The organism is Methylocaldum sp. GT1TLB (assembly GCF_051027445.1).
Taxonomy (GTDB): Bacteria; Pseudomonadota; Gammaproteobacteria; order Methylococcales; family Methylococcaceae; genus Methylocaldum.
The window spans coordinates 5,005,772-5,029,375 of sequence record NZ_CP194898.1 but is presented as its reverse complement, the minus strand read 5'-3'; the positions used below and the strand labels follow the sequence as shown (position 1 = coordinate 5,029,375).

23 protein-coding genes and 1 other RNA gene are annotated in these 23,604 nt (G+C 58.0%); 10 read left to right on the top strand and 14 right to left on the bottom strand.

Translation table 11 applies throughout. The features are described from left to right. Positions 1-3: 3 nt before the first annotated feature. The 12 genes from pal to ACR2R1_RS22200 form a co-directional block, all read right to left on the bottom strand. Complete coding sequence (pal, locus tag ACR2R1_RS22255) at positions 4-588, bottom strand: peptidoglycan-associated lipoprotein Pal (protein ID WP_156879601.1); 585 nt, start codon at positions 586-588, stop codon at positions 4-6. Positions 589-672: 84 nt separating this feature from the next. Next, the gene (gene tolB / locus ACR2R1_RS22250) at positions 673-1,962 is read right to left on the bottom strand and encodes a Tol-Pal system beta propeller repeat protein TolB (protein WP_077728975.1); all 1,290 of its coding nucleotides are present in this window, start codon (positions 1,960-1,962) and stop codon (positions 673-675) included. 18 nt (positions 1,963-1,980) lie between these two features. Next, the gene (tolA, locus tag ACR2R1_RS22245; protein WP_434111998.1) at positions 1,981-3,522 is read right to left on the bottom strand and encodes a cell envelope integrity protein TolA; all 1,542 of its coding nucleotides are present in this window, start codon (positions 3,520-3,522) and stop codon (positions 1,981-1,983) included. Continuing rightward, complete coding sequence (tolR, locus tag ACR2R1_RS22240) at positions 3,519-3,965, bottom strand: protein TolR (RefSeq protein ID WP_077728973.1); 447 nt, start codon at positions 3,963-3,965, stop codon at positions 3,519-3,521. The genes tolA and tolR overlap by 4 nt, the downstream gene beginning before the upstream one ends. Next, positions 3,962-4,639 carry a protein TolQ gene (tolQ, locus tag ACR2R1_RS22235; protein ID WP_077728972.1) on the bottom strand — a complete coding sequence of 226 codons (678 nt, stop codon included), beginning with the start codon at positions 4,637-4,639 and terminating at the stop codon, positions 3,962-3,964. Before tolQ ends, tolR begins: the two co-directional genes overlap by 4 nt. Continuing rightward, positions 4,629-5,054 (bottom strand): tol-pal system-associated acyl-CoA thioesterase, encoded by a 426-nt coding sequence (gene ybgC / locus ACR2R1_RS22230; protein WP_077728971.1) that lies wholly within the window; start codon positions 5,052-5,054, stop codon positions 4,629-4,631. The genes tolQ and ybgC overlap by 11 nt, the downstream gene beginning before the upstream one ends. Beyond that, a complete protein-coding gene (gene ruvB / locus ACR2R1_RS22225) occupies positions 5,055-6,083 on the bottom strand; it encodes a Holliday junction branch migration DNA helicase RuvB (protein ID WP_077728970.1) in 1,029 nt (342 codons plus the stop codon). Between the two features lie 31 nt (positions 6,084-6,114). Continuing rightward, positions 6,115-6,675 (bottom strand): Uma2 family endonuclease, encoded by a 561-nt coding sequence (locus ACR2R1_RS22220; protein ID WP_077728969.1) that lies wholly within the window; start codon positions 6,673-6,675, stop codon positions 6,115-6,117. A 39-nt stretch (positions 6,676-6,714) separates the two neighbouring features. Then, the gene (ruvA, locus tag ACR2R1_RS22215; protein ID WP_086135330.1) at positions 6,715-7,311 is read right to left on the bottom strand and encodes a Holliday junction branch migration protein RuvA; all 597 of its coding nucleotides are present in this window, start codon (positions 7,309-7,311) and stop codon (positions 6,715-6,717) included. Further along, entirely contained in the window at positions 7,308-7,814 is a 507-nt protein-coding gene (gene ruvC / locus ACR2R1_RS22210; protein WP_434111994.1) for a crossover junction endodeoxyribonuclease RuvC, read from the bottom strand. The genes ruvA and ruvC overlap by 4 nt, the downstream gene beginning before the upstream one ends. 9 nt (positions 7,815-7,823) lie before the next feature. Further along, positions 7,824-8,570, bottom strand: coding sequence for a YebC/PmpR family DNA-binding transcriptional regulator (locus tag ACR2R1_RS22205; protein WP_434111992.1), 747 nt, complete (start codon positions 8,568-8,570; stop codon positions 7,824-7,826). Positions 8,571-8,660: 90 nt separating this feature from the next. Next, positions 8,661-10,892, bottom strand: a complete 2,232-nt coding sequence (locus ACR2R1_RS22200; RefSeq protein ID WP_434111990.1) for a heavy metal translocating P-type ATPase — start codon at positions 10,890-10,892, stop codon at positions 8,661-8,663. Positions 10,893-11,098: 206 nt separating this feature from the next. Here ACR2R1_RS22200 and ACR2R1_RS22195 point away from each other — a divergent pair, with 206 nt between their 5' ends. Beyond that, positions 11,099-12,148 (top strand): agmatine deiminase family protein, encoded by a 1,050-nt coding sequence (locus tag ACR2R1_RS22195; protein ID WP_434111987.1) that lies wholly within the window; start codon positions 11,099-11,101, stop codon positions 12,146-12,148. Position 12,149: 1 nt separating this feature from the next. Next, positions 12,150-13,040, top strand: coding sequence for a carbon-nitrogen hydrolase (locus ACR2R1_RS22190; protein ID WP_156879597.1), 891 nt, complete (start codon positions 12,150-12,152; stop codon positions 13,038-13,040). A gap of 139 nt (positions 13,041-13,179) precedes the next feature. Here the strand turns inward: ACR2R1_RS22190 and ACR2R1_RS22185 are convergent, their stop codons facing one another. Continuing rightward, positions 13,180-13,503 (bottom strand): H-NS family nucleoid-associated regulatory protein, encoded by a 324-nt coding sequence (locus tag ACR2R1_RS22185; protein WP_077728962.1) that lies wholly within the window; start codon positions 13,501-13,503, stop codon positions 13,180-13,182. 351 nt (positions 13,504-13,854) lie between these two features. Between ACR2R1_RS22185 and mfd the strand changes: the two genes are divergently transcribed. From mfd to ACR2R1_RS22150, 7 genes are all read left to right on the top strand, one after another. Continuing rightward, positions 13,855-17,337, top strand: coding sequence for a transcription-repair coupling factor (gene mfd / locus ACR2R1_RS22180; RefSeq protein ID WP_434111985.1), 3,483 nt, complete (start codon positions 13,855-13,857; stop codon positions 17,335-17,337). Between the two features lie 134 nt (positions 17,338-17,471). Then, complete coding sequence (locus tag ACR2R1_RS22175; RefSeq protein WP_133716665.1) at positions 17,472-18,482, top strand: DUF475 domain-containing protein; 1,011 nt, start codon at positions 17,472-17,474, stop codon at positions 18,480-18,482. Positions 18,483-18,588: 106 nt separating this feature from the next. Continuing rightward, an RNA gene (gene ffs, locus ACR2R1_RS22170) (signal recognition particle sRNA small type) lies at positions 18,589-18,685 on the top strand. Positions 18,686-18,735: 50 nt separating this feature from the next. Then, positions 18,736-20,385 carry a DNA polymerase III subunit gamma/tau gene (dnaX, locus tag ACR2R1_RS22165; RefSeq protein WP_133716690.1) on the top strand — a complete coding sequence of 550 codons (1,650 nt, stop codon included), beginning with the start codon at positions 18,736-18,738 and terminating at the stop codon, positions 20,383-20,385. A gap of 11 nt (positions 20,386-20,396) precedes the next feature. Beyond that, positions 20,397-20,720: a YbaB/EbfC family nucleoid-associated protein gene (locus tag ACR2R1_RS22160; RefSeq protein WP_077728959.1), complete on the top strand. Its 324-nt coding sequence runs from the start codon at positions 20,397-20,399 to the stop codon at positions 20,718-20,720. A gap of 37 nt (positions 20,721-20,757) precedes the next feature. Next, positions 20,758-21,354 carry a recombination mediator RecR gene (recR, locus tag ACR2R1_RS22155; RefSeq protein ID WP_133716664.1) on the top strand — a complete coding sequence of 199 codons (597 nt, stop codon included), beginning with the start codon at positions 20,758-20,760 and terminating at the stop codon, positions 21,352-21,354. 107 nt (positions 21,355-21,461) lie between these two features. Then, the gene (locus ACR2R1_RS22150; RefSeq protein ID WP_086135325.1) at positions 21,462-21,806 is read left to right on the top strand and encodes a histidine triad nucleotide-binding protein; all 345 of its coding nucleotides are present in this window, start codon (positions 21,462-21,464) and stop codon (positions 21,804-21,806) included. A gap of 104 nt (positions 21,807-21,910) precedes the next feature. Here the strand turns inward: ACR2R1_RS22150 and ACR2R1_RS22145 are convergent, their stop codons facing one another. Further along, entirely contained in the window at positions 21,911-22,360 is a 450-nt protein-coding gene (locus tag ACR2R1_RS22145) for a hypothetical protein (protein ID WP_434101719.1), read from the bottom strand. A 247-nt stretch (positions 22,361-22,607) separates the two neighbouring features. On the opposite strand from ACR2R1_RS22145, the gene ACR2R1_RS22140 reads away from it, so the two are divergent. Continuing rightward, positions 22,608-23,531, top strand: a complete 924-nt coding sequence (locus ACR2R1_RS22140; protein WP_240502422.1) for a 5'-nucleotidase — start codon at positions 22,608-22,610, stop codon at positions 23,529-23,531. Positions 23,532-23,604 lie beyond the last annotated feature (73 nt).

Here is a 23,604-nt window from a genome sequence, read left to right as displayed (position 1 = left end):
CGGTTAACGTCCCGAATAGGAAATTTCCACCCGACGATTCTGCTGCCAAACCGATTCGTCGTGACCCGATACGGCAGGTTTTTCCTCGCCGAAGCTGACCACTTGGACCTGGCCATCATTAGCGCCCTGGAACTGCATCATCTTGGCTACGGCCTTGGCCCGCTGCTCGCCCAACGCGATGTTGTACTCGGGAGAGCCCCGCTCGTCCGCATGTCCTTCCAGAATGATGTTGCGCTCCGGATGGGAAGCCAAATAATTCGCATGAGCACTGACGACCTGCTGATACTCCGGCAGCACTTCGTAGCTATCGTACATAAAGTAGATGACTCGCTTGGACAACGGACTGGACGGATCATCCAGCATCGGATCGCCGGTACCCCCCGCACCCGGACCGTAACCGGCGCCGCCCGGACCGCCGTACGCGCCGCCATCCGTGCCTTCGCCGTACTTGCTGATCTGCGGGCCGCCGGGCCCACCCTCCATGCCCACTTCGGCGCCGGCCTCCTCTTGCACACCGCCTTTCGAGCTACAACCGCTCAGGACAAGAGACATCATAGCGACGACCAATGCAGTCTTGACAAGTTTCATCTGTTTTCCCCACTAGCAAGATAAAAATCGACCTACTGTTTTTTCTAAGCTTCCGCCCTTCTCACGAAACCCGCCAACGCCGCCTTACGGGGACCACGCCGGCTCGCGCACTTGTCCGCTGTCGATACGAAGGCTCTGCTGAACCCTGCCGTCTATCGAAACGGCTGCCAACTGCCCTACTCCGCCGCTCTTCGAGGCGTAAAGAATCATGCTCCCGTTAGGCGCAAAACCCGGCGATTCGTCCAGACGCCCCTTGGTTAGCACGCGCAATGTACGGGTCTGCAAATCCATCACGGCGATCCGGTAGTCGCCGCCATTGCCGTGGACCATCGCAATGCTGCGTCCGTCGGGCGAGAACACTCCGCGCGCATTGTATTCTCCCTCGTAGGTCAAGCGCTGCGCCGGCCCGCCGGAGGAAGACACGAGATAGAGCTGCGGCTTCCCGCCTCGATCCGAAGTGAATACGATGCTCCCGCCATCCCGCGACCAGTTCGGCTCGGTATCGATGCCGATATGATCCGTAATTCGGCGCAAAGAGCGGGACGCCAAATTCATCACGTAAACGTCAGGGTTGCCATCCTTGGAGAGGGTCATGGCCAATTGAGAGCCATCCGGAGACCAGGCCGGCGCCCCGTTGATGCCGGGCGCGTCGGACACCTTCTGACGTTCGCCCGTCGCAAGGGTCTGGATGAAGATGGCCGAGGTCTTGTTCTCGAACGACACGTAAGCGATCCGCTTGCCGTCCGGCGACCAGGCCGGGGACATGATCGGTTCGACCGAGCTGATGATGGTTTGCGGGTTATACCCGTCGGTATCGGCGATTTGGAGACGGTACTGCCGATCGCGAGGGCCGCTGCCGGTCACGGTTACGTACGCCACGCGAGTAGCGAACGCGCCGGGCTCGCCGGTCAACTGCTGATAAATGACGTCGGCGATACGGTGCGCGGTGCGGCGCGTCTCCGGCGCATTGAACGGGATTCTGGCGCTGGTCAGCAGCGTACCTTTTATCGAGTCGTACAGGAAAAACTCGGCCTCGTACTGGCTGCCGGCACCGGGCTGTACCCGCCCTATGACCAGATGATCCTGCCCCAACACTTGCCAGGTACGGAATCGAACCTGCTCCGGCGACGTCGGCGTTTCCAGCATTTCGCTTTCCGGCAAAGGTTTGAAACGTCCGCTACGTGCGAGATCAGCCGCGATGATGCTGCCGATGTTGTCGCCCGGCAAAATCTGCTGACCGAAAGGCACCACGGCGATCGGCATGGCGCCTTCGACGCCCTGAGTAATTTCCACGTTTAGCTCGGAGCGCGCCCAACCACTGAAGAGCGTGAGAAAGACGCTCAAAAAGAAAACGCTGCGAAATCGTCTATTCATCAAACACCTGGACAAGAATTATTCGGGCTTGAATGTGAACTTAAATGCTCGAAGTTGTTCCGCCACCTTCGGGTCAGAAGGCCATGGCAAAGGCGATGCTTTGCGCACGGCAGCCTCGGCGGATCGGTCGAACGTGGAGTCGCCGCTACTGCTGACCACTTGGACATCAGCCACCTCACCGCCCGGCAGCAAGCGGACTTGAATTATACAGGACAGCCCGCTCTTGGCGGACGGCGGACGAAGCCATGAGCGCGTAACTTTCGGCTTGATGTACGTATTCGCCCAGTCGCTCGCCGCTTTCTTGGCTTGCTGTTCCATCGCGGCTCGGTGTTCTTCCTCGAGCTGCTCGCGCAATGCCAGTTCGCGCTCCGCCTGTAGCCGGCGGGCCTCTTCCTCGGCCTTCCGTTTCGCCTCGGCTTCGGCCTTCCGGCGCGCTTCTTCTTCGGCTTTCCGCTTTGCCTCCAGCTCGGCTTTTCGCTTCGCTTCCGCTTCGGCTTTCTGTTTGGCTTCGAGCTCCGCTTTCCGTTTCGCCTCGGCTTCCGCCTTCTGCTTGGCTTCCAGCTCGGCTTTTCGCTTCGCGTCGGCCTCCGCTTTCTGTCTAGCTTCCGATTCGGCAGCTTTCCGTTTCGCCTCGGCTTCCGCCTTTTGTTTGGCCTCCAATTCGGCCTTCCGCTTCGCTTCCGCTTCGGCCTTGAGTTTGGCTTCCAGTTCAGCTTTGCGTTGCGCTTCAGCCTTTTGCTTGGCATCCAACTCGGCTTTCCGTTTTGCCTCGGCTTCCGCCTTTTGTCTGGCTTCCAGCTCGGCTTTTCGCTTTGCCTCCAACTCGGTCTTCCGTTTCGCTTCCGCTTCGGCTTTCTGTTTGGCTTCGAGCTCCGCTTTCCGTTTCGCCTCGGCTTCCGCCTTCTGCTTGGCTTCCAACTCCGCCTTCTGTTTTGCCTCGGCCTCCGCTTGACGCTTGGCCTCGGCCTCGGCTTTTTGTTTAGCTTCGACTTCGGCCTTTCGCCTCGCCTCCTCTTCAGCCCGGCGCCTGGCTTCGAGCTCGGCCTGACGGCGATCTTCCTCCTGGCGTTTCTTCGCTTCCGCCTCCGCCTTGCGCAACGCCTGTTCTTCCGCCTTGCGCTTGGCTTCCAGCTCAGCTTGCCTGGATTCGTCGGCCTTACGCTTCTGGTCGGCGAGGCGCTTGGCCTCCTCCAGGCGTTTTCTTTCCTCCGCCTCGGCTTTGCGCTGAGCTTCCAGTTCGGCTTGCCGCTTGGCATCTTCGTCCTGTTTGCGCTTCAATTCTTGGGCTTCGGCCTGCTCCCGGCGTTCGGCCTCTTCTTGGACGCGCCGCTCCTCTTCCAGCTTTTCCTGACGAGCCTGCTCCTCGCGCCGCCTGACTTGCCGTCCCCGCTCGATCTGGAATTCGTCGACCGCTGTCGCCTGAATGATTTCCGGCTGGGGCGGCTGCGCGACCGGCGTGACGGAATCGAACTGAACCGCAAAAAGAAGGATCAGAACAGCGTGTAGCGCCACCGATAGCCCGAACGGACCACGGTAGCGTTTGGAATGGGAACGACTCATTCGTCCTCGGCCGGGCCCGTCATCAATCCGACGCTCGGTACGCCCGCGTTTTTGAGCGAGGCCATGACCATCACGACTTTGCCGTAATCCACGGTCTTGTCGCCCCGAATCAAGACCGAGAGCCCCGGTTTTTTCTGGAGAGCATCCATGACTCTGGCGGTAAGCGCGTCGGAATCGACCTCGACGTCCTCCTGATTGCCGGCATCCACGAACAAGCGGCCTTCGGCATTGATCGATACGATGATGGGCAGATCCTGCTGCGGATCGACGGTTCTGGCCTCGGCTTGGGGAAGGTCCACGTCCACCCCGGTTTGAAGCAGCGGCGCCGTCACCATGAAAATGATCAAGAGGACCAAAGAGACGTCGATATAAGGAACGACATTGATTTCGGCCATGGGCCTGCGGCGACGGCCGCGCCCGCTTCCCCCGGATGATACGTTCATTTTGCGTGCGCCTGACGATGCAATAAGCTCAGGAATTCTTCGGTGAACGCTTCGTACCGATTGGCCAGCCGCCCGATATCGGTCGAATAGCGGTTATAGGCCATGACCGCCGGAATCGCGGCGAACAAGCCCATGGCGGTCGCCACCAGCGCTTCGGAAATGCCGGGCGCCACCATGGCCAGGGTCGCCTGCTTGACGCTGCCGAGCGACCGGAACGAGTTCATGATGCCCCACACGGTGCCGAACAGTCCGACGTAGGGACTCGTGGAACCGACCGTGGCGAGAAACGGCAAGCGCTCGTCCAGGCTCTCCAATTCGCGGTTCAGGGCCACGCGCATCACCCTCTGCGTTCCCTCCATCACCGCATCGGGACCGATGTTCGGCTGTTGCCGCAGCCGCGCGAATTCCTTGAATCCGGCCATGAAGATATTTTCGAGCCCTTCCGTCCCCAGATCCTCTCGGGTCAATTGGCGGTAGAGATCGGCAAGATCTATCCCCGACCAGAAGCGTTCTTCGAACTCCTCCGAAGTCTCCTCGGCGCGCCTGATCTCCTTGTATTTCGAAAAAATGAAGGTCCATGAAATAACCGATGCCAAAACCAGAATGAGCATAACGATCTGGACCACCGGGCTCGCTTCGGTGATTAACTTGAATATGGAGAGTTCAGAGGTCATTTTTTAACCGTTGCAATAAAAAATCAGGAATGGCCGTGGGCCGGAAGGTTTCGGCGACGAGACAGACGACGCGCACCCGCGCCTCGCACACGAGTTCGTTATCTTGCCGTACCGCCAGTTGTTTGAACGTCAAGCTCGCCGACTTCAACTGCTCCACTTCGGCAGACACCCAGAGCATCTCGTTGAACCGTGCCGCTTTCACGTAGTCGATCTGCATCGAGCGAACGGCGAACAAGATCCCATGTCGGGTCCGAAGGTCATCCTGCTCGAAACCCAACGAACGCAAAAACTCGGTCCTTGCCCGCTCGAAAAATCTGAGATAGCTGGCGTGATAAACCACGCCGCCGGCATCGGTGTCTTCGTAATATACGCGGACGGGCCAGCGAAACCCGCTTTGTTCGGAAATATCCCCCAACTAAAAGAGCTCCTCGTTCACATTGAGCGCCTTCGGCGGCTCCAGACCGAAATGAAGGTAAGCCGTGCGCGTCGCAACCCTCCCCCTCGGCGTGCGCATGATGAAGCCTTGCTGAATCAAGTAAGGCTCCAGAACGTCCTCTATGGTGCCGCGCTCTTCGCTGATCGCGGCGGCTATGTTGTCTAGCCCTACCGGACCGCCCTCGAATTTCTCGATCATGGTGCGGAGCAGCTTGCGATCGAGCTGGTCGAAGCCGTTATGGTCGACGTTCAGCATTTCCAGCGCCTTGCCGGCCACCTCGACGGTGACTCTTCCGTCCGCCATGACTTCGGCGAAATCGCGAACTCGCCGCAACAGCCGGTTGGCGATGCGCGGCGTTCCGCGCGACCGGCGCGCGATTTCGCGGGCACCTTCGGGGCTCATTTCAACGCCGAGGATTTTCGCCGAGCGGGTGACGATCCGGGTCAATTCCTCCGGCGTGTAGAACTCCAGGCGGTGGACGATCCCGAATCGGTCACGCAAGGGCGAAGTCAAAAGTCCGGCCCGGGTAGTCGCACCCACCAGGGTAAACGGCGGGATATCCAGCTTGATCGAACGCGCAGCCGGACCTTCGCCGATCATGATGTCGATCTGGTAATCCTCCATCGCCGGGTAGAGAACCTCCTCCACCATCGGGCTCAAGCGATGGATCTCGTCGATGAATAGAACGTCGCGCGGCTCCAGATTGGTCAGCAATGCCGCCAAATCCCCCGCCTTTTCCAGAACCGGCCCCGAGGTCTGGCGTAGGCTGACGCCCATCTCGTTGGCGATGATGTTGGCCAGGGTTGTTTTGCCGAGTCCCGGCGGGCCGAAAATCAGAACATGATCCAAAGCTTCGCGCCGCGCCAGGGCCGCCTGAATGAAGATCGCCATCTGCTCGCGCATGGCCGCCTGGCCGATGTAGTCGTCCAGACGGCGCGGACGTATGGCGCGGTCGACTGCGTCTTCGTCCGGGGAGCCGGCGGGATTGATGAGACGGTGGGTAGGCATAGTTATAAATACGGTCTATTTTGAGCGGCAATTACTCCGCCCACAGTTCCCCCAACGCCCATTCGACGGCTTCGAAAGGCGGAACGGAAACCCGGCTGTCGCCGGCATGGGTCTGTACCAGCAACCAGCGCCCCTGCTGGTTTTCGTAAGCCTCGAGAACCCGCGTGTCAGGGTCGACCAGCCAGGCATGAGCTACGCCCAGGGAGCCGTAGAGCGGCAGCTTTTCGGCGCGGTCGTCGCGGGCCGTAGACGGCGACAGCACTTCGCAAACCCAGTCCGGTACGCATTCGAACCAGGCGGCATCGGGCAAGCGGGGCATTCGCTCCCGTCGCCATCCGGCCAGGTCCGGCACCAGGACGTGCCCACCGAGATGAAGCTCCGGCTCGTCCAAAATCCACCAGCCTCCGGGGCCGCCATCACCCAAATCGAAAGGACCGCCGATCCGAACCCCGAGATTCGATGACGCCCGCGCATGACGCGGCGCCGGACGGGGATGGGTGATCAGGCGCCCGTAAACGATTTCTCCCACCAAATTGGGCGGAAGGGCGAGAATGTCTTCGTAGGTCGCGGGTTTAATCGCTGGATTCGCCATGGCTGCTCGGATTCTATCGTATCAAAGTTCAGCCGGTTTTTACTTCGCCGCGGACTGCAAGGCTGAACGAATGATCTCCTCGCTGCTCTTGCCGTCGACCGGAACCTTCCGCACCAGGTTGCTGGCATCCTGCGGCTTAAATCCTAAAGCGATCAATGCGCTGACCGCATCGTCCACCGGACTCGCCGCCGGTGCCGGCAGGGTTCCCGCGCCGGGCAGATGAACCGTGGGCAGCTCGGGCAGACGGTCCCGCATTTCGATGATCAAGCGTTCCGCGGTTTTCTTGCCGACCCCCGGCAAGCGCACCAGACGGGCGGCGTCCTGCGCTTCCACGCAACGGTGGAACTCTTCGGCGCTCAAACCCGACAGAATCGCCAGGGCGAGCTTCGCACCGACGCCGCTGACACGGATCAGGCTGCGGAACAGGGCGCGCTCCGCCTCGGATACGAATCCGAACAGGCTGTGGGCGTCCTCGCGGATCGCCAGATGGGTGTACAGCGTCACCTCTTCGCCGATCTCCGGCAGCTTGTAGAAGGTCGACATCGGCGCGTCGATCTCGTACCCGACGCCGCGCACGTCCAACAAAAGAGAAGGCGGCTTTTTGGCGACCACCAAACCGCGCAAAAATCCGATCATCGCATCACAACTCCGGCCAGCCGCAGACGCCGCAAGGTCTGCCGGTGGTGGATATGGCACAAGGCCACGCCCAAAGCATCACTGGCGTCCAATTGCAGCGGCGAAGAAAATTTGAGCAGGAAACGCACCATGTGCTGGACTTGCAGCTTGTCCGCACTGCCTTTTCCGACCAGGGCCTGCTTCACCTGCCGCGCGGCATATTCATGAACCGGCAATCCCGCCGCAAGGCCCCCGCAGATGGCGGCTCCCCTGGCCTGCCCGAGCTTCAGAGCCGAATCGGCATTCTTGTGCATGAACACTTGCTCGATGGCCAGTTCGTCGGGCCGGAATTCGAGCGCGATTTTATAGACCCCGTCATAGATTTGCTTGAGGCGTTCGGGAAAATGATCCGTTTCCGCGCGAATACACCCACAGGCAATCAAGACGGGTCCTTTATCGCTATCGCGAACGACGCCGTAGCCGGTACGGCGTGACCCCGGGTCCAGTCCCAAAACGACCGTCACATCGCCTCTTTATCCGATCTGGGCGAGGATCTCCTCGCTGATATCGGCATTGGAATAAACATTTTGCACGTCGTCCAAATCTTCCAGTCGCTCCAGAAGGCGGATCATCTTTTCCGCGTCGTCCTTGTCCAAGGCCACGCTGGTGCTGGCTCGCATAGTCACCTCCGCGCTCTCTGGCGCGAGCCCGGCTTGCGCGAGCGTATCGCGCACCGTCTCGAACTGATCCGGAGCGACCAGCACATCGATCGAACCGTCGCCGTTGCTGATCACATCGTCCGCGCCGGCTTCGAGCGCGGCCTCCATCACCCGGTCCTCTTCGACGTTCGCCGGATAACTGATGATGCCGGTCTTCGAAAACAAATAGGCCACGGAGCCGTCGGTGCCCAAGTTGCCGCCCGCCTTGGTGAAGGCATGGCGCACTTCAGAAACCGTGCGATTGCGGTTGTCGGTCAGGCAATCCACCATTACCGCAATGCCGCCGGGGCCGTAGCCCTCGTAGCGCACTTCCTCGTAATTGTCGCCTTCGCCAGCACCGGTACCTTTCTTGATGGCCCGTTCGATGGTGTCCTTGGACATATTGGCGGTGAGGGCCTTGTCCATCGCCGCCCTAAGGCGCGGGTTATTCGCGGGATCGCCGCCTCCGTTCCGGGCCGACACGGTGATCTCCCGAATCAGCTTGGTGAACAGCTTGCCGCGCTTGGCGTCTTGAGCGCCCTTGCGATGTTGGATGTTGGCCCACTTGCTATGACCTGCCATTGATTAACTTACCTCCGCTTCAGCTAAAACCGTGCCGAAAAACCGGAGAATTCTACCACCATTGCTATAGAAGCGAGCGGGCCCGGTCCGTCAAAAATACCGCAAGCGGTTGGCATTGCTCACCACCGTCACCGAGGACATCGCCATGGCTGCGCCGGCGATCATGGGATTGAGCAGGATTCCGAAAACCGGATAGAGAAAACCGGCGGCGATCGGAATAGCAAGCGTGTTGTAGATAAAGGCTCCGAACAGATTCTGCTTGATGTTGCGCACCGTGGCCCGCGACAGCTCCATGGCCTCGGCTACTTTCAGGAGCGAACCGCCCATGATCACCACGTCGCCGCTTTCTATGGCGACATCGGTGCCGGTGCCGATCGCCAGCCCCACGTTGGACTGGGCCAAGGCCGGTGCATCGTTGATGCCATCGCCTACCATGCCTACGATCTCCCCGGCCTCCTGCAAGGCTTTCACGACAGCAGCCTTATCCTGGGGAAGCACCTGCACGCGTACCTCGTCGATGCCGGCCTCGGCGGCAATCGCCTTGGCCGTGACCTCGTTGTCGCCGGTTACCATGAGCACCCGCACGCCCATGGACCGCAATCGCGCAACGGCTTGCTTGGAATCCGCCTTGATCGGATCGGCCACTGAAAGCAGCCCGACCACGGTTCTGTCGACCGCCAACAGGACGGGGGTTTGCCCCTCGCTAGCCAACTCGGTCAAGCGTTCGGCGAAACGTCCGCAATCGATTCCCTGTTCGGCCATCAAGGTCAAATTACCCAACAGTACGGCACGGTTTTCGATGAGACCCGAAACGCCATGACCCGCAACCGCCGCGAATCCCGTAACCGGCAGGAGAGTGCCGTTCTTCTCGGCGGCCGCCGCCAGAATCGCCGCGGCCAGGGGATGCTCGGACCCGGTTTCGAGACTCGCCGCCCATTGGAGTACCTGTTCCTCGGTCCAATCCTGGGAGGTCTCGATTCGAACCAGACGCGGTTTGCCCTCGGTCACCGTTCCGGTTTTGTCCAGCACGATGCAGGTCAGTTTCCCCGCCGATTGAAGCGCGTCGCCGTTGCGGATGAGGATGCCCTTCTGCGCCGCCTTTCCGACCGCCACCATGATGGATATCGGCGTAGCCAGCCCCAAGGCGCAGGGACAGGCGATTACCAGCACCGTCATGGCCGTGACGAAGGCGTAGCCGAGCGCCGGGGCCGGCCCGGCCGTCCACCAAACCAGGAAGGTCAGCAGCGAAACCGCCACGACTGCCGGAACGAACACGGAAGCAACACGGTCCACGAGGCGGGCGATTTCCGGCTTGCTCGCCTGCGCCTTTCGAACGCTGGCGATGATTTGCGCCAATACGGTGTCGCGCCCGATCCGGGTTGCCTTGAACAGCAGCGTTCCAGACTGATTGAGCGTGCCGGCGACGACTTCGTCTCCCACGGTTTTCTCGACCGGCATGGGTTCGCCGGTGAGCATGGATTCGTCCAGGCTGGAATGACCCTCGATGACGACGCCGTCCACCGGGATTTTTTCGCCCGGCCTCACCCGCAAGGTTTCATCCAGGCCAACCTCCGCGATGGGAATATCGATCTCCTGACCATCCCTCAACACGCGTGCCGTTCGCGGCTGAAGACCGATCAACTGACGGATTGCGGACGATGTCTTGCCGCGGGCGCGCATTTCCAGGGCGCTTCCCAGGTTGATGAACGCCAGAATGATGGTCGCCGCTTCGAAGTAGGCGTGCCGCGCCAGCATCGGCAGGCTGTCGGAAAAGAAAATGGCCATGGTCGAGTAGAACCAGGCGGCGCCGGTGCCGAGCGCGATCAGGGTATCCATATTGGCCTGGCGATGCTGCAAACTCTTGATCGCCCCCCTGAAGAAATGGCCGCCTGAGAAATACAGAACCCACAACGTGACCATGGAAACGATCAGCCACACGCCGCGGGCGGTCGGCTCCCCCAGCATAGGAAACCATCCGAAGTGCTCTACCAGCATCAAGGGCGCGCCGACCGCGCCGGCGACGGCGGCCTTGTTGAGCAGCGTATGGTAACGGGCGGTTTCCAGCGCCTCCTGTTCGGCCGGATCTTCCAATCCCTCCATTACCGCCGCATCGTAACCCGCATCCTGCACGGCCTTGCGCAAGACGTCCGGGTCCACGTTCCCTCGCACCAGAGCGGAATGATCGGCAAAATTGACATCGGCGGAAAACACATTGGGCAGCGAGCGCAGCGCGGTCTCGACGGCCTCGACACACCCGGCGCAGCGCATGCCGGAGACGGAAAGGCGGATAGTTTTCGATTCGGGATGGAGAGTCGATGCCATAGTGTTCTCTATGAAAAAAAGCTCTTGTGCGGAATTAATACCCTTTCGCCGCCATTATTTTTATCGGCTGTCCAGCGGAGTTGCTGTCCGCATAACGTATTGGGCCGTGCCTAATACCCCGCTACCGTATACCAAACCGAGCGCCCCCGCTACTACGGATGTTTTACGGTACAATAATCGGTTTTTCCGGAACCGATATTCTGACCGTGACATCATCACTTTTATCCATTTTGGTGCCCGAATGGGCGGAGCAATCAGCGGTTTTGATCGCTTGGCCTTATTCTCAAGGCGATTTCGAGCCGTGGCTAAATGCGGTCGAAAAAACATACGACCTGATCGCACTCGAAATCGCTAGCCGTGAAACTGTGATTATTATTTGCCGGGATGATGCCCATCAAAGGCATATCCATCAACGGTTGGCGGCATGCGCCGCGAATCTCGACCGGGTTCGGTTCGCTCAGATGTCTTACGACGACGTGTGGGTGCGGGATACGGCGCCGCTCACGCTAGCAACCGAACAAGGCGTAAGGCTTATCGACTTTCGCTTCAACGGATGGGGCGGAAAATATCCGCACGAGGCTGATGCCCGATTGGCTCAGCACCTCCACGCGTCTGGATTGCTTGGCGACATCCCGATGGATAGAGTCGACTTTACATTAGAAGGCGGAAGTGTGGAATCGGACGGTGAAGGCACGATCATGACAACCAGCCGCTGCCTGCTCAATCCCAACCGCAATCCGGAACTGACGCGCGAACAAATCGACAATCGGCTGAAAACCAGCCTCGGCGCCAACCGTATTCTTTGGCTCGACCATGGCCATGCCGAGGGCGACGATACCGATGCCCATATCGATACCCTGGCCCGCTTTTGTTCGGCAGATACGATCGCCTACACCGCCTGCAACGATCCCGGCGATCCGCTATACGACGAATTCAAAGCGATGGAAAATCAACTGCGAACCTTCGTCACGTTTTCGGGTCAATCTTATCGCTTGATACCTTTAAATATTCCGCAACCGATTTTCAGCGAAGAAGGCGATCGATTGCCGGCGACTTACGCCAATTTTCTAATCATCAATGGAGCCGTTCTAGTCCCTGTATATGACGATCCGGCGGACTCCGAAGCTGTGGCGCGTTTGGCCGATGCCTTTCCGGATCGCGAAATCGTGGGCATACCTTGTATACCGCTCATCCGACAATACGGCAGCCTGCACTGCATGACCATGCAGTTTCCGAGAATAGTTCGAGTAACCTGATATGACACAATCGATCAAAATAGGTTTGGTACAACAAGCCTGCGGCTCTGCGGACAAGGATGTCAATCTGAAGATATCGATTCAGGGTGTGAAAGATGCCGCGGCCCAGGGTGCGAAACTGGTATTGCTGCCGGAACTCCATCTCGGCCCTTATTTCTGCCAGACGGAAGATTGCAGCCGTTTCGATCTGGCCGAACCCATACCGGGACCGACCACCGAAATCTTGGGCGTACTTGCTAAAGAGCTTGGAATAGTCATCGTAGCTTCGCTATTCGAACGGCGCGCTCCGGGGCTATATCACAACACGGCTGTCGTACTGGAAAAAAACGGCAGTTTGGCGGGTAAATACCGAAAAATGCATATACCCGATGATCCGGGATATTATGAAAAATTTTATTTCACGCCCGGTGATATAGGTTTCAAACCGATAACCACCTCATTGGGAAAACTCGGAGTCTTGGTATGCTGGGACCAATGGTATCCGGAAGCCGCGCGGCTAATGGCCCTTGCGGGTGCCGATCTGCTGCTGTACCCCACGGCCATCGGCTGGAATCCGGACGACGACGCCGACGAACAGCAAAGGCAATTGCAAGCCTGGATAACCATTCAACGGGCACACGCCGTTGCCAATGGCCTACCGGTCATCTCCTGCAATCGCATCGGGCACGAGCCTGATCCAAGCGGTCAAACCAGAGGCATCATGTTCTGGGGAAATAGTTTTGTCGCCGGCCCCCAAGGGGAAATTCTTTGTCAGGCCAACGAGAAAGAAGAGCGGGTTATGGTGGTTGAAATAAACCGCCGCCGATCGGAGGACGTCCGTCGAATCTGGCCGTACCTGCGTGACCGGCGGATCGAAGAGTATGGCGGATTGACTAAACGTTATCTGGATTAGCAAAATCGCCGCGAAACCAGGTACAAGAATTCATCGGCAGCCAAGTTTCAGGAGCCAAAATCCTTTCGATCCTGTTCACTCGATAGCAGAATTGCAGTGGAACCCGGCGGTCCGGCCGGGGACCTTATCTTGCTCTCGATCAGGACTTCACTTCAAAGTCCTCCAGCTTATGGCCTTGCTCGATGAGCGTTTGCAGCCATTTCGGTTTCATACCACGGCCGGTCCATTTTTGAGACAGATTATTGGGGTTTTGGTATTTAACCGGAACTTTACTGCCCTTTCTCCCGGAGACCTTTGTGCCTTCAGTGATGTCCACATTAACACCGATCGAAGCAGCCAATTCCTTTATCTTGCTTATGACTTCCTTGCGCTTAGTTTCCTTCTTTTCTTTCAACGCTTTCTGAGCGTTTTCGATCATGTTTGCCAGTTCGGCTTCGGAAAGGTCTGCTAAATTGCCCTTCATAAACTACCTCTATTATAAAATTGACGTAACAAGATATAGGTTAACCTTGTGAAGACGTAATTAGTATATTAAAAAAATATAAAAAATAAATCGCTCATATTTTAGACAATTAGATAGAAGCAATGAGCGCTGATTCCGCAGTGCCCGTGTTAAAACGGAAGATTGGCGTTATTTCGATTGAATTCCAAGAACCAGGCTGTATCGATGCCGGTCCTACCTGTCAACAATTTGACCGTATATATATAGGTAGACATCCGAATACCGCTAACCCGGTCGCACGAGAGCCTAGAGCAGATTTTTCTGCGACACTACCCCTTTAGTTATTCGTTCGACATTCATCACTTCAGAGCCATGAATCAAGCTGCAAAACAGTTCGGAGCCATTTCACCGTTCACGCCGACCGTTCCGGGCTACAACGCCCCGTCCATGGTCTGGCAAAACCTAAATGGCTGCGGCGATTCTCTGGCCTTGGCTCAGGCGGTAAAGCAAGATAAACGGCTCTATCTGATCGTGACCGAAGATACGCAAACCGCTCTGAGGCTCGAACACGAAATCGAGTTTTTTCTGGACGGAAGCGCGCCGGTACTCCACTTTCCCGATTGGGAAACCCTGCCTTACGACGTTTTCTCTCCCCTGCCCGAAATCGTCTCGGAACGGCTGAAAACGCTCGCCCAATTGGCGCGCATCGAACACGGAATACTGATTACTCCGGTCGCCACCTTGATGCAGCGGTTGGCGCCGCGCTCGCATGTATTGGCCAACACCTTTGCGCTAAAAGTAGGCAGCCGGCTTAATCTAGAAGAGACCCGGCAAAGACTGGAAAGCGTCGGATACGAGTGCGTGTCGCAAGTTCTGCAACACGGGGAATTTGCGGTACGGGGATCGATCATCGATCTTTTCCCTATGGGCAGTACCGTCCCGTATCGTATCGAGCTTTTCGACGATGAAGTGGAATCGATCAGGACTTTCGATACCGAGACTCAACGTTCCCTGGAGAAAGTCAGAGAAATCAGCTTATTTCCCGCTCGCGAGTTTCCTTTCGACGAGGAAGCGATCAAACGGTTTAGACGGGCATTCCGAACGCATTTTTCCGAGGCGTCCATCAACAATCCTTTGTATCAGGACGTCAGCAAAGGCATCGCGTCGGGCGGCATCGAGTACTATCTGCCGCTGTTCGTGGACCAAACCGAAACCTTGTTCGACTATCTGCCGAAAACGGCCGCGGTCGTTCTACACCGTGCCATCGACGATGCCGCCGAGGTTTTCTTTCGAGAGGTCGAAAAGCGGCACGATCACCGGTCGGGGCATATCGACCGCCCTCCACTCCCGCCGGAATCGCTGTTTCTGACACCCAGCATTCTGGCCGAACGGCTTGCCGTCCATCCCAGAATCTGGATTGCGTCCTCTCCCGCGCGTCCTACCGAAAAATTCGATTCGGTCGACTACGATTGCCGGCCGCTTCCCCCTGTCGCGATAGACCCGAAATTGAAGCAGCCGGCTGTCGCATTGTCCTCTTTCCTAAGCGAGAAGGCTGGCAGGATTTTGTTCGTCGCGGAAACCGCAGGTCATCGGGAAGCACTGCTGGATACCCTGGCGAAATACGCCATAAAGCCGCAAGTCGTCGAAAACTGGCAAGGATTTCTCGCCGCCGAGAAAAGCCCCTGCCTGGTCGTCGCGCCGATGGACCACGGCCTCTGGCTTACCGATCCGCCGTTGGCCATCATTACCGAAACTCAGCTTTCCGGAGAAAGGGTTCAACAACGGAGACGGCGCCGGACCGCAGCCGATCGCAACCTCGAGCAGATCTTCCGTAACCTGGAGGAACTGGATATCGGCTCACCGGTCGTGCATCAGGATCACGGCGTCGGCCGCTATCTCGGCCTGACCAAGCTGACAGTAGGCGGGATCGAAACCGAGTTCCTTGCACTGGAGTATGCGAACAACGACAAGCTGTACGTCCCGGTTTCCTCTTTGCACCTGATCAGCCGGTACAGCGGCGCCAGCCCCGACACCGCCCCCCTGCACAAACTGGGCGGGGAACAGTGGCAAAAGGCCAGGCGCAAGGCACTCGAGAGGGTAAGGGATATCGCGGCGGAACTGCTGAATATTTACGCCAAGCGAGCGGCCAAGGAGGGACACGCCTATAAAACGGTGACCGAGGAATATGCCGCTTTCGCCGCCGGTTTTCCCTTCGAGGAAACGCCCGATCAGGAGAACGCCATCCTCGACGTCGTCAAGGACATGGCCGCGCCCCTCCCCATGGATAGAGTCATCTGCGGCGATGTCGGCTTCGGCAAGACCGAAGTAGCCATGCGAGCGGCTTTCATCGCGGCGCAAAACGGCAGACAGGTGGCGGTTCTGGTGCCCACGACCCTATTGGCGCAGCAGCATTTTCAGAATTTCCGGGACCGCTTTGCCGACTGGCCGATTCGGGTCGAGGTGGTTTCACGCTTCGTCGGCAAAAAACAGCAGGAGCAGCTCCTCGAAGACTTGGAGAAGGGCACGATAGATATCCTCATCGGCACCCACAAGATTCTGCAAAAGGATGTCCGCTTCAAGAACCTGGGACTGGTGATCGTCGACGAGGAGCACCGGTTCGGCGTCGCCCAGAAAGAGCATTTCAAGAAACTCCGCAGCGAACTGGATTTTCTCACCCTGACCGCGACGCCGATTCCGCGCACGCTCAATATGGCGATGTCCGGGCTCCGGGATATTTCCATCATCGCCACTCCGCCGCCCAACCGGCACGCCATCAAGACCTTCGTCAGCGAATGGGACGATGCCCTGATTCAGGAAGCAATACTCCGAGAAATCAAACGCGGCGGGCAGGTTTATTTCCTGCACAACAAGATCGAAACCATGGAAAAAGCGGCGCGGGACTTGGAGAAGCTGGTGCCGGTCGCCCGTGTCCGCACCGCTCATGGGCAGATGGCGGAGCGGGAACTGGAGCGGATCATGCTGGATTTTTACCATCAGCGTTTCAACGTACTGCTTTGCACCACCATCATCGAAAGCGGTATCGACGTTCCGACGGCAAACACCATCATCATCCACCGCGCCGATTTGCTGGGACTCGCCCAGCTGCACCAGATTCGAGGGCGGGTCGGCCGCTCGCATCATCGCGCTTACGCTTATCTGGTGGTACCGCCGAAATCCTTGATGACCGCCGACGCGGTCAAGCGGCTCGAGGCCATCGAGGCCACGGGCGAACTCGGAGCAGGGTTCATGCTATCTTCCCATGACCTCGAAATCCGCGGCGCCGGCGAGTTGTTGGGCGATGAACAAAGCGGCCAGATTCAAGAAATCGGTCTCAGCCTGTATACCGAGTTGCTGGAACGGGCTGTGGCGGCACTCAAATCGGGCAAATCGCTGGATCTCGACATGCTTCCCCACGAGGCCGGCCCCGAGATCGACCTCCAGTGTCCCGCCCTCATTCCCGACACTTATCTGCCGGACGTTCACACCCGTCTCGTGCTCTACAAGCGTATCGCCAATGCCAAGAACGAAGAGGATTTGCGCAAGCTGCAGGTGGAAATGATCGACCGGTTCGGACTCCTGCCTCCGCAGACCAAGAACTTGTTCGCGATCACCGAACTCAAACTGAGAGCGGAAGCCCTCGGGGTCCACAAGATCGAAGCGGGCTCCGGAAACGGCCGGCTATTATTCAATCCGAATCCGGCCGTCGATCCCGCCCAGGTGATTCGTCTGATCCAAGCCCAACCGCAAACCTACAAACTGGACGGCCCGGATAAACTGAAATTTTTTGCCCGCTTCGATACTCCCGAGAGTAAGGTCGTTTTCATCGGCCAATTGCTGGAGCAACTTGCCGCTTAATTCGACTGACCGCTTTCGCCTGGGACTGACCGCTTTCGCCTGGGACTGACCGCTTTCGCCTGGACGGCGGCTCTTGGCGGAAAGAACGGTTACCGACCCTCATAGCCGTACTTTTATTTAATGCGGAGTTTTTTGTGCGGTATTTCTTGTTTTCGTTCTTGATTTTGCTGATCGGCTTATCGACCGCTTACTACTGGGCCGGACTGGCCGGTCTCTTCCTGGCGGGCATTTTGAGCGTGATGGAGGTCAGCCTTTCGTTCGACAATGCCGTGGTCAACGCCTCGGTACTGAAAAAAATGACCCCGCGCTGGCAGAGGCGTTTTCTCACCTGGGGCATGATTATCGCCGTATTCGGGGCCCGTTTTCTCCTGCCCATCCTGATCGTCGCCGTCATCACCGGGCACAGCCTACAGGATGTGGTGATCATGGCTTTCCGAGAAAGCGACGAGTACGCCCGTCACATCACGTCCGCGCACATACAGATTTCCGCGTTCGGCGGCATGTACCTGCTGCTCGTGTTTTTCAGCTTTCTGTTCGAATCGGAAAGAACGCTGCACTGGCTGGGCTGGGTCGAACGCCGCTTGTCGCGCCTGGGCAAACTGGAATCGATCGAGGTCATCACCGCGCTCACGGCTCTTTTGACCGCTCAACACTATCTGCCGCACGAAGAGCGCCTGGACGCCCTGATCGCCGGATTGGCCGGCGTCATCCTATTCGTCCTGGTAAAAAGTCTGTCCGCCCTTTTCGAAACCCCGAAAGCCGCCGAACACACGGCACACAAAGCCGGCTTCATGTCCTTTCTTTATCTGGAAATACTCGATCTGTCTTTCTCTTTCGACGGCGTCATCGGCGCTTTCGCATTATCCAAGGACGTCGTGATCATCATGCTGGGCCTGACCATAGGCGCGATGTTCGTGCGCAGCCTCACGGTTTTCCTGGTTCACAAGCGCACCCTGGACGAATACCTGTTCCTCGAACACGGCGCCCACTACGCCATAGGCGCGCTGGCCCTCCTGATGCTGGCCAGCATGGTCGTCGAAGTGTCCGAAGTGATAACCGGACTGACCGGGATGGGGTTCATTCTGCTGTCGCTGCTGTCGTCTGTTCGTCACAAACGGAGACACCTACGCCGGAAGACCGCTTGAGACAAACGTTATATAGCCTTGAAGCCGGACTCTTAATCGACGATAATACGTTCTCTTCAGCCCCGCCATGGGACATGGCCGGGTCTTCGAGTTCAATGGCGAGTCGCGTCGGTCCCCTCGCAACGATACGCTGTAAACCCCGTCAGGCCCGGAAGGGAGCAGCGGTAGCAGCGGATTCGTGTGCCGAGGTGCGGCTGGCGCGGCTTGCCGCCCTAATTCATTCATCCCGGTCGATAGCGTGCACAAACCCAGAATGCCGTATCAGGCCCTAGCCCGGAAATGGCGCCCCCGCACTTTTAGCGAAATCGTCGGCCAGGAGCATGTGGTCCGAGCGTTGACCCACGCGCTCGAATTCGACCGTATGCACCATGCCTATCTCTTCACCGGCACCCGCGGCGTCGGCAAAACCACCATCGCTCGAATCCTGGCCAAGGCGCTCAATTGCGAGGATCGAAAAACTTACGACCCGTGCGGCGAGTGCGTGATCTGCCGCGAAGTGGACGAAGGCCGCTTCGTCGATTTGATCGAAGTGGATGCCGCTTCGCGCACCAAAGTCGAAGATACCCGCGACCTGCTCGAAAACGTGCAGTACGCCCCCAACCAGGGGCGGTACAAGGTCTACTTGATCGACGAAGTGCACATGCTTTCGGGGCATAGCTTCAATGCCCTGCTCAAAACGCTTGAAGAACCGCCGCCCCACATCAAATTCCTGCTGGCCACGACCGATCCGCAGAAAATTCCGGTCACGGTGCTGTCGCGATGCCTGCAATTCAATTTGAAGCGGCTGACGCCGGATCAGATTCGCGCCCAGATGGAAGAAATCCTAAGGCGCGAGAGCATCGAATACGAGGCCGCCGCCGTGAAGCTGCTAGCCCGTGCCGCGGAAGGCTCCATGCGCGACGGGCTGAGTCTTCTCGATCAGGCAATCGTCCACGGCGGCGGCCGGCTCAGGGAAGCCGAAGTCAGCCTGATGCTGGGCACCGTGGCGAGGCATCCGGTCTTCGAGCTTCTTTCGGCACTGGCCGAAGGCGATGCCGCAACCTTGCTCCGGCACATCGAGCAGATGGCGGAGCACACGCCGAATTTCGCCGACGTGCTGCAACAAATCCTGATCATCCTGCACCATGCATCGCTCGCCCAATGGATTCCCGAGGCGATCAAGCGGGAGGACGACGCCGACCTGATTTTGAATCTCGCACAACGGATCGGCGCAGAGGATTTGCAGCTGTTTTATCAGATCGGCTTGATCGGACAGCGGGACTTGCCGCTCGCCCCCGATCCGCGCTCGGGTTTCGAAATGGTGATGCTGCGCATGCTGGCCTTTCGTCCGGCGACGAAATCTGCGGACCTGCGGAGTGCCGTCGACGCGGCTCCCCCACGGAAAACCGATCCGCCGAAAATTGCTCGTCCGCTCGACGCCAGCCCCGTCTCCATGCCGACTCAGGTCGAAGCCGAGCCTGCTCCCGAACCGATTAAGACCGAGATCGGAACAGCTCCTGCGCCGCCCGCGTCTCGAATCGGATCGAGCCATGACTGGCACGGGCTGATCCAGGCGATGGGCATCGCCGGACTGACTCGCGAACTGGCGAACAATTGCGTATTGCAAGACCTGGACGAAAAATCCTGTATCCTGGTGCTCGATCCACAACATGCTCACCTCCGCGTCAGCCGGGTGGAGGCCAACCTGGAAAAGGCTCTGAGGGATTATTTCCGAAGTCCTTTGAAACTGACGATCAAAATCGAGGCGCCCGGACGGGAAACGCCTGCTTCGCTGATTCAACGCGAAAAAGAGGAACGCCAGCGGACCGCGGAAATCGAAATAGAGCAAGACGAGAACATCAGGGCACTGAAAGAGCGTTTCGACGCCCGTATCATCCCAGGTTCCACCAAACCCATTGACTGACGGAGAATCCCATGAAAAACCCGCTCGCCAATCTCATGCAGCAGGCGCAGAAGATGCAGGAAAACCTGCAGAAGGCCCAGGAGGAATTAGCCGCTTTGGAAGTTCAAGGCGAATCGGGCGGCGGACTGGTCAAGGTCGTCATGAACGGCAAAAAGGAAGTGAAAAAGGTCAGCATCGACGAAAGTCTGGTAAGAGACGATCGCGACATGTTGGAAGACTTGGTCGCCGCCGCCGTAAATGACGCGGTAAACCGGGTCAATCGCCTCAAACAGGAAAAAATGTCGGCTTTAACCGGCGGTATCGAGCTGCCCGCCGGATTCAAACTTCCGTTTTGAACGAGTCCTGCCCTAACATTCGACCGCTCTATCGCCAATGCCAAAGACCGGGGCCTTGTCCCAATTGATGCAAGCCCTGCGCTGCCTGCCGGGCGTGGGTCCGAAATCGGCCCAGCGGATGACGTTCTATCTTCTTCAGCGCGACCGGCAAGGCGCGCGGAGTCTCGCCGAATCCCTGCTTTCCGCTCTCGAAAAAATCGGACATTGCGCGCTATGCCGCACCTTGACCGAAGGCGAACTGTGTAATATCTGCGCCAGTCCCAATCGCGACAGAACGCAGTTGTGCATCGTAGAAACGCCTGCCGAGGTTTATGCAATCAGTCAGGCAACCGGATTCAAGGGTCTCTTTTTCGTGCTCAACGGAAGGCTTTCTCCGCTGGATGGCATCGGCCCGGAGGAGTTGCGCCTCGATTTGTTGGAACAGCGGTTGAGGTCGGGCGAAGTCGCGGAAATCATCCTAGCCACCAATACCACGGTGGAAGGAGAAGCCACAGCTCACTACATCAGCGAGATGGCGAGGAAGAACGGAGCTCGGACGACCCGCATAGCCTACGGCGTACCCTTCGGCGGCGAACTGGAATACGTCGACGGCGCCACCTTGGCACATGCGTTCGACGGCCGCAAAGACTTTTGAACCTCGAGACGGCAGTTGACCGCTTTGATGGTGTAGAAAAGCCCTAGGGATTCCGACTGTCCAGCCTTACTATTCCCGTTTCTAGGTTAGACCCAGCGGAGGAAACGATGACGGATTGTCTGTTTTGCAAGATGGTCGCCGGCGACATCAAGCCTGCGGTGGTATACGAGAACGATCACGTGCTGGCGTTTCGGGATATTCGGCCGCGTGCGCCGGTTCATGTGCTGGTCATACCGAAGCGGCACATCCCGACTCTCGACGATCTGCCCGAGGCCGACTCGGTATTGGCTTCCGAGCTACTGCAAGCGGCCAGGAAAGTCGCCCGATCCGAAGGCATCGCGGACACGGGCTACCGCACGGTCATCAATTGCCGAGGGGATTCCGGCCAAGAGGTCTACCACCTCCACCTCCACGTTCTCGGCGGACGCCCGATGAGCTGGCCGCCGGGTTAATGCCGACGCCGACGGGCTACTCAGATCCGGATTAAAGATCCGGCGTTTTTCCGCCGGATCTTTAATCCGCCACTACGGATTTTCCGGAAACCCCGGCCGGGTACTTATTCCTCCTCGTCTTCCGAGTGGAAATCGATACCCAGAATCGACCAATTCTTGAAATCCGTCGGGTCGTTCTCGACCAAACGGATTTTGCAAGCAAACTTCCTCTCCGTCTGTCCCTTCTCGGGATCGACCACCCTGATGCCTGAACGAATGATGTAGGTTCGATTGCCCAAGGCCCAAGCATCGTACTTGGCGTCGAGAAAGTCGGCATTTTCAGGCAACATACCCTCTTCTTTCATCGAATTTTTGCAGTGCATCAGCGCAAAGTCGGTACGTTCATTTTTGACGTTACCCAACTGTTCTTCTTCCGTTTCTTGCTCAAAGAACACATCCGATTCGACCACTTTCATCACGAAAGGAAGGACTGCTTTGTCCAAAAGGACATAAAGCAGGATGATGAAGAGGAATAAGAAAAGAAGTGAATACTTGCTACGCAATAAATCTTTCATGGCTGACGCTTTGTTATAGTCTTAGGTAAATTGACAATTGAATAATTTTGGCACGTTCATAAAAGGAGGACAGATTTTGCGGCAGCAGAAAAAAAATGTATATATTGATCGCTTAACCAAACGGCTTTTCGAAGCTCCCTCGGCTGGGCGAAGCAACAGACCGCAAAACAGCAGCTAAGACCCCTCAGATTGCTATTAGTGCCCGCATCGACGTTACGAATTATTTTTCTATGGATTTTTTCGCGACGTGACCAGCCTTCCAGATTTGACAGCCAAGCTTACCAAACAGGATAAGAAACTGGTGGTGGCCATCTCGTCCAGAGCGCTATTCGACTTGGACGAATCCCACGCTATTTTCGAACAGGACGGCAAAGAAGCCTTCTGCCGGTACCAGGTCGAACACGAAGACAGCGTCTTGGCGCCGGGCGTGGCTTTTTCGCTGGTCAAGAAACTCCTGGCACTGAACCGGGTATTGGCCGCCCCGATGGTCGAGGTCATCCTGCTGTCGCGCAATAGCGCGGATACCGGACTTAGGGTTTTTAACTCGATTCGGCATCATGAACTCGATATCTGTCGCGCGGCGTTCACCAGCGGCCAATCGCCGTTCAATTACATCGCGGCTTTCGGCGCGCACCTGTTTCTCTCCGCGAACGCAGAGGACGTGGCCAAGGCCTTGGATGCCGGATACGCGGCGGCGACCATCATGTCGGCCAGCAAGTCCGCGAACGAGTCCGAACAACTGAGAATCGCTTTCGACGGCGATGCCGTGCTGTTTTCCGACGAATCGGAGCGCATCTATCGTTCCGACGGTTTGCAAGCGTTCACCGAAAATGAAATTACCGAGGCGCGAAATCCGCTCTCCGGCGGCCCGTTCAAAGCCTTTCTGGCCGCGCTCCACCAAATTCAGACCCTGTTCGGCCCGGACCAGTCACCGATCCGGACCGCTCTCGTAACGGCCCGCGCGGCTCCCGCCCACGAACGGGTGGTCCGTACCTTGCGCGCCTGGAACATCCGCATCGACGAAGCGCTGTTTCTGGGCGGGATGGATAAAGGCCCGTTTCTGCGGGCGTTCGGCGCGGACATTTTTTTCGACGACCAAAAAGGCCATTGCGAATCCGCCTGCCTCCACGTCGCCACCGGCCACGTACCGCACGGCATCGCCAATCGTTAGCGTCCTACGCTTTTAAAACCGGCGTCAGCGGACTTCCGGACCACGTCACACAAAATGGTCGAGAAAGATAATG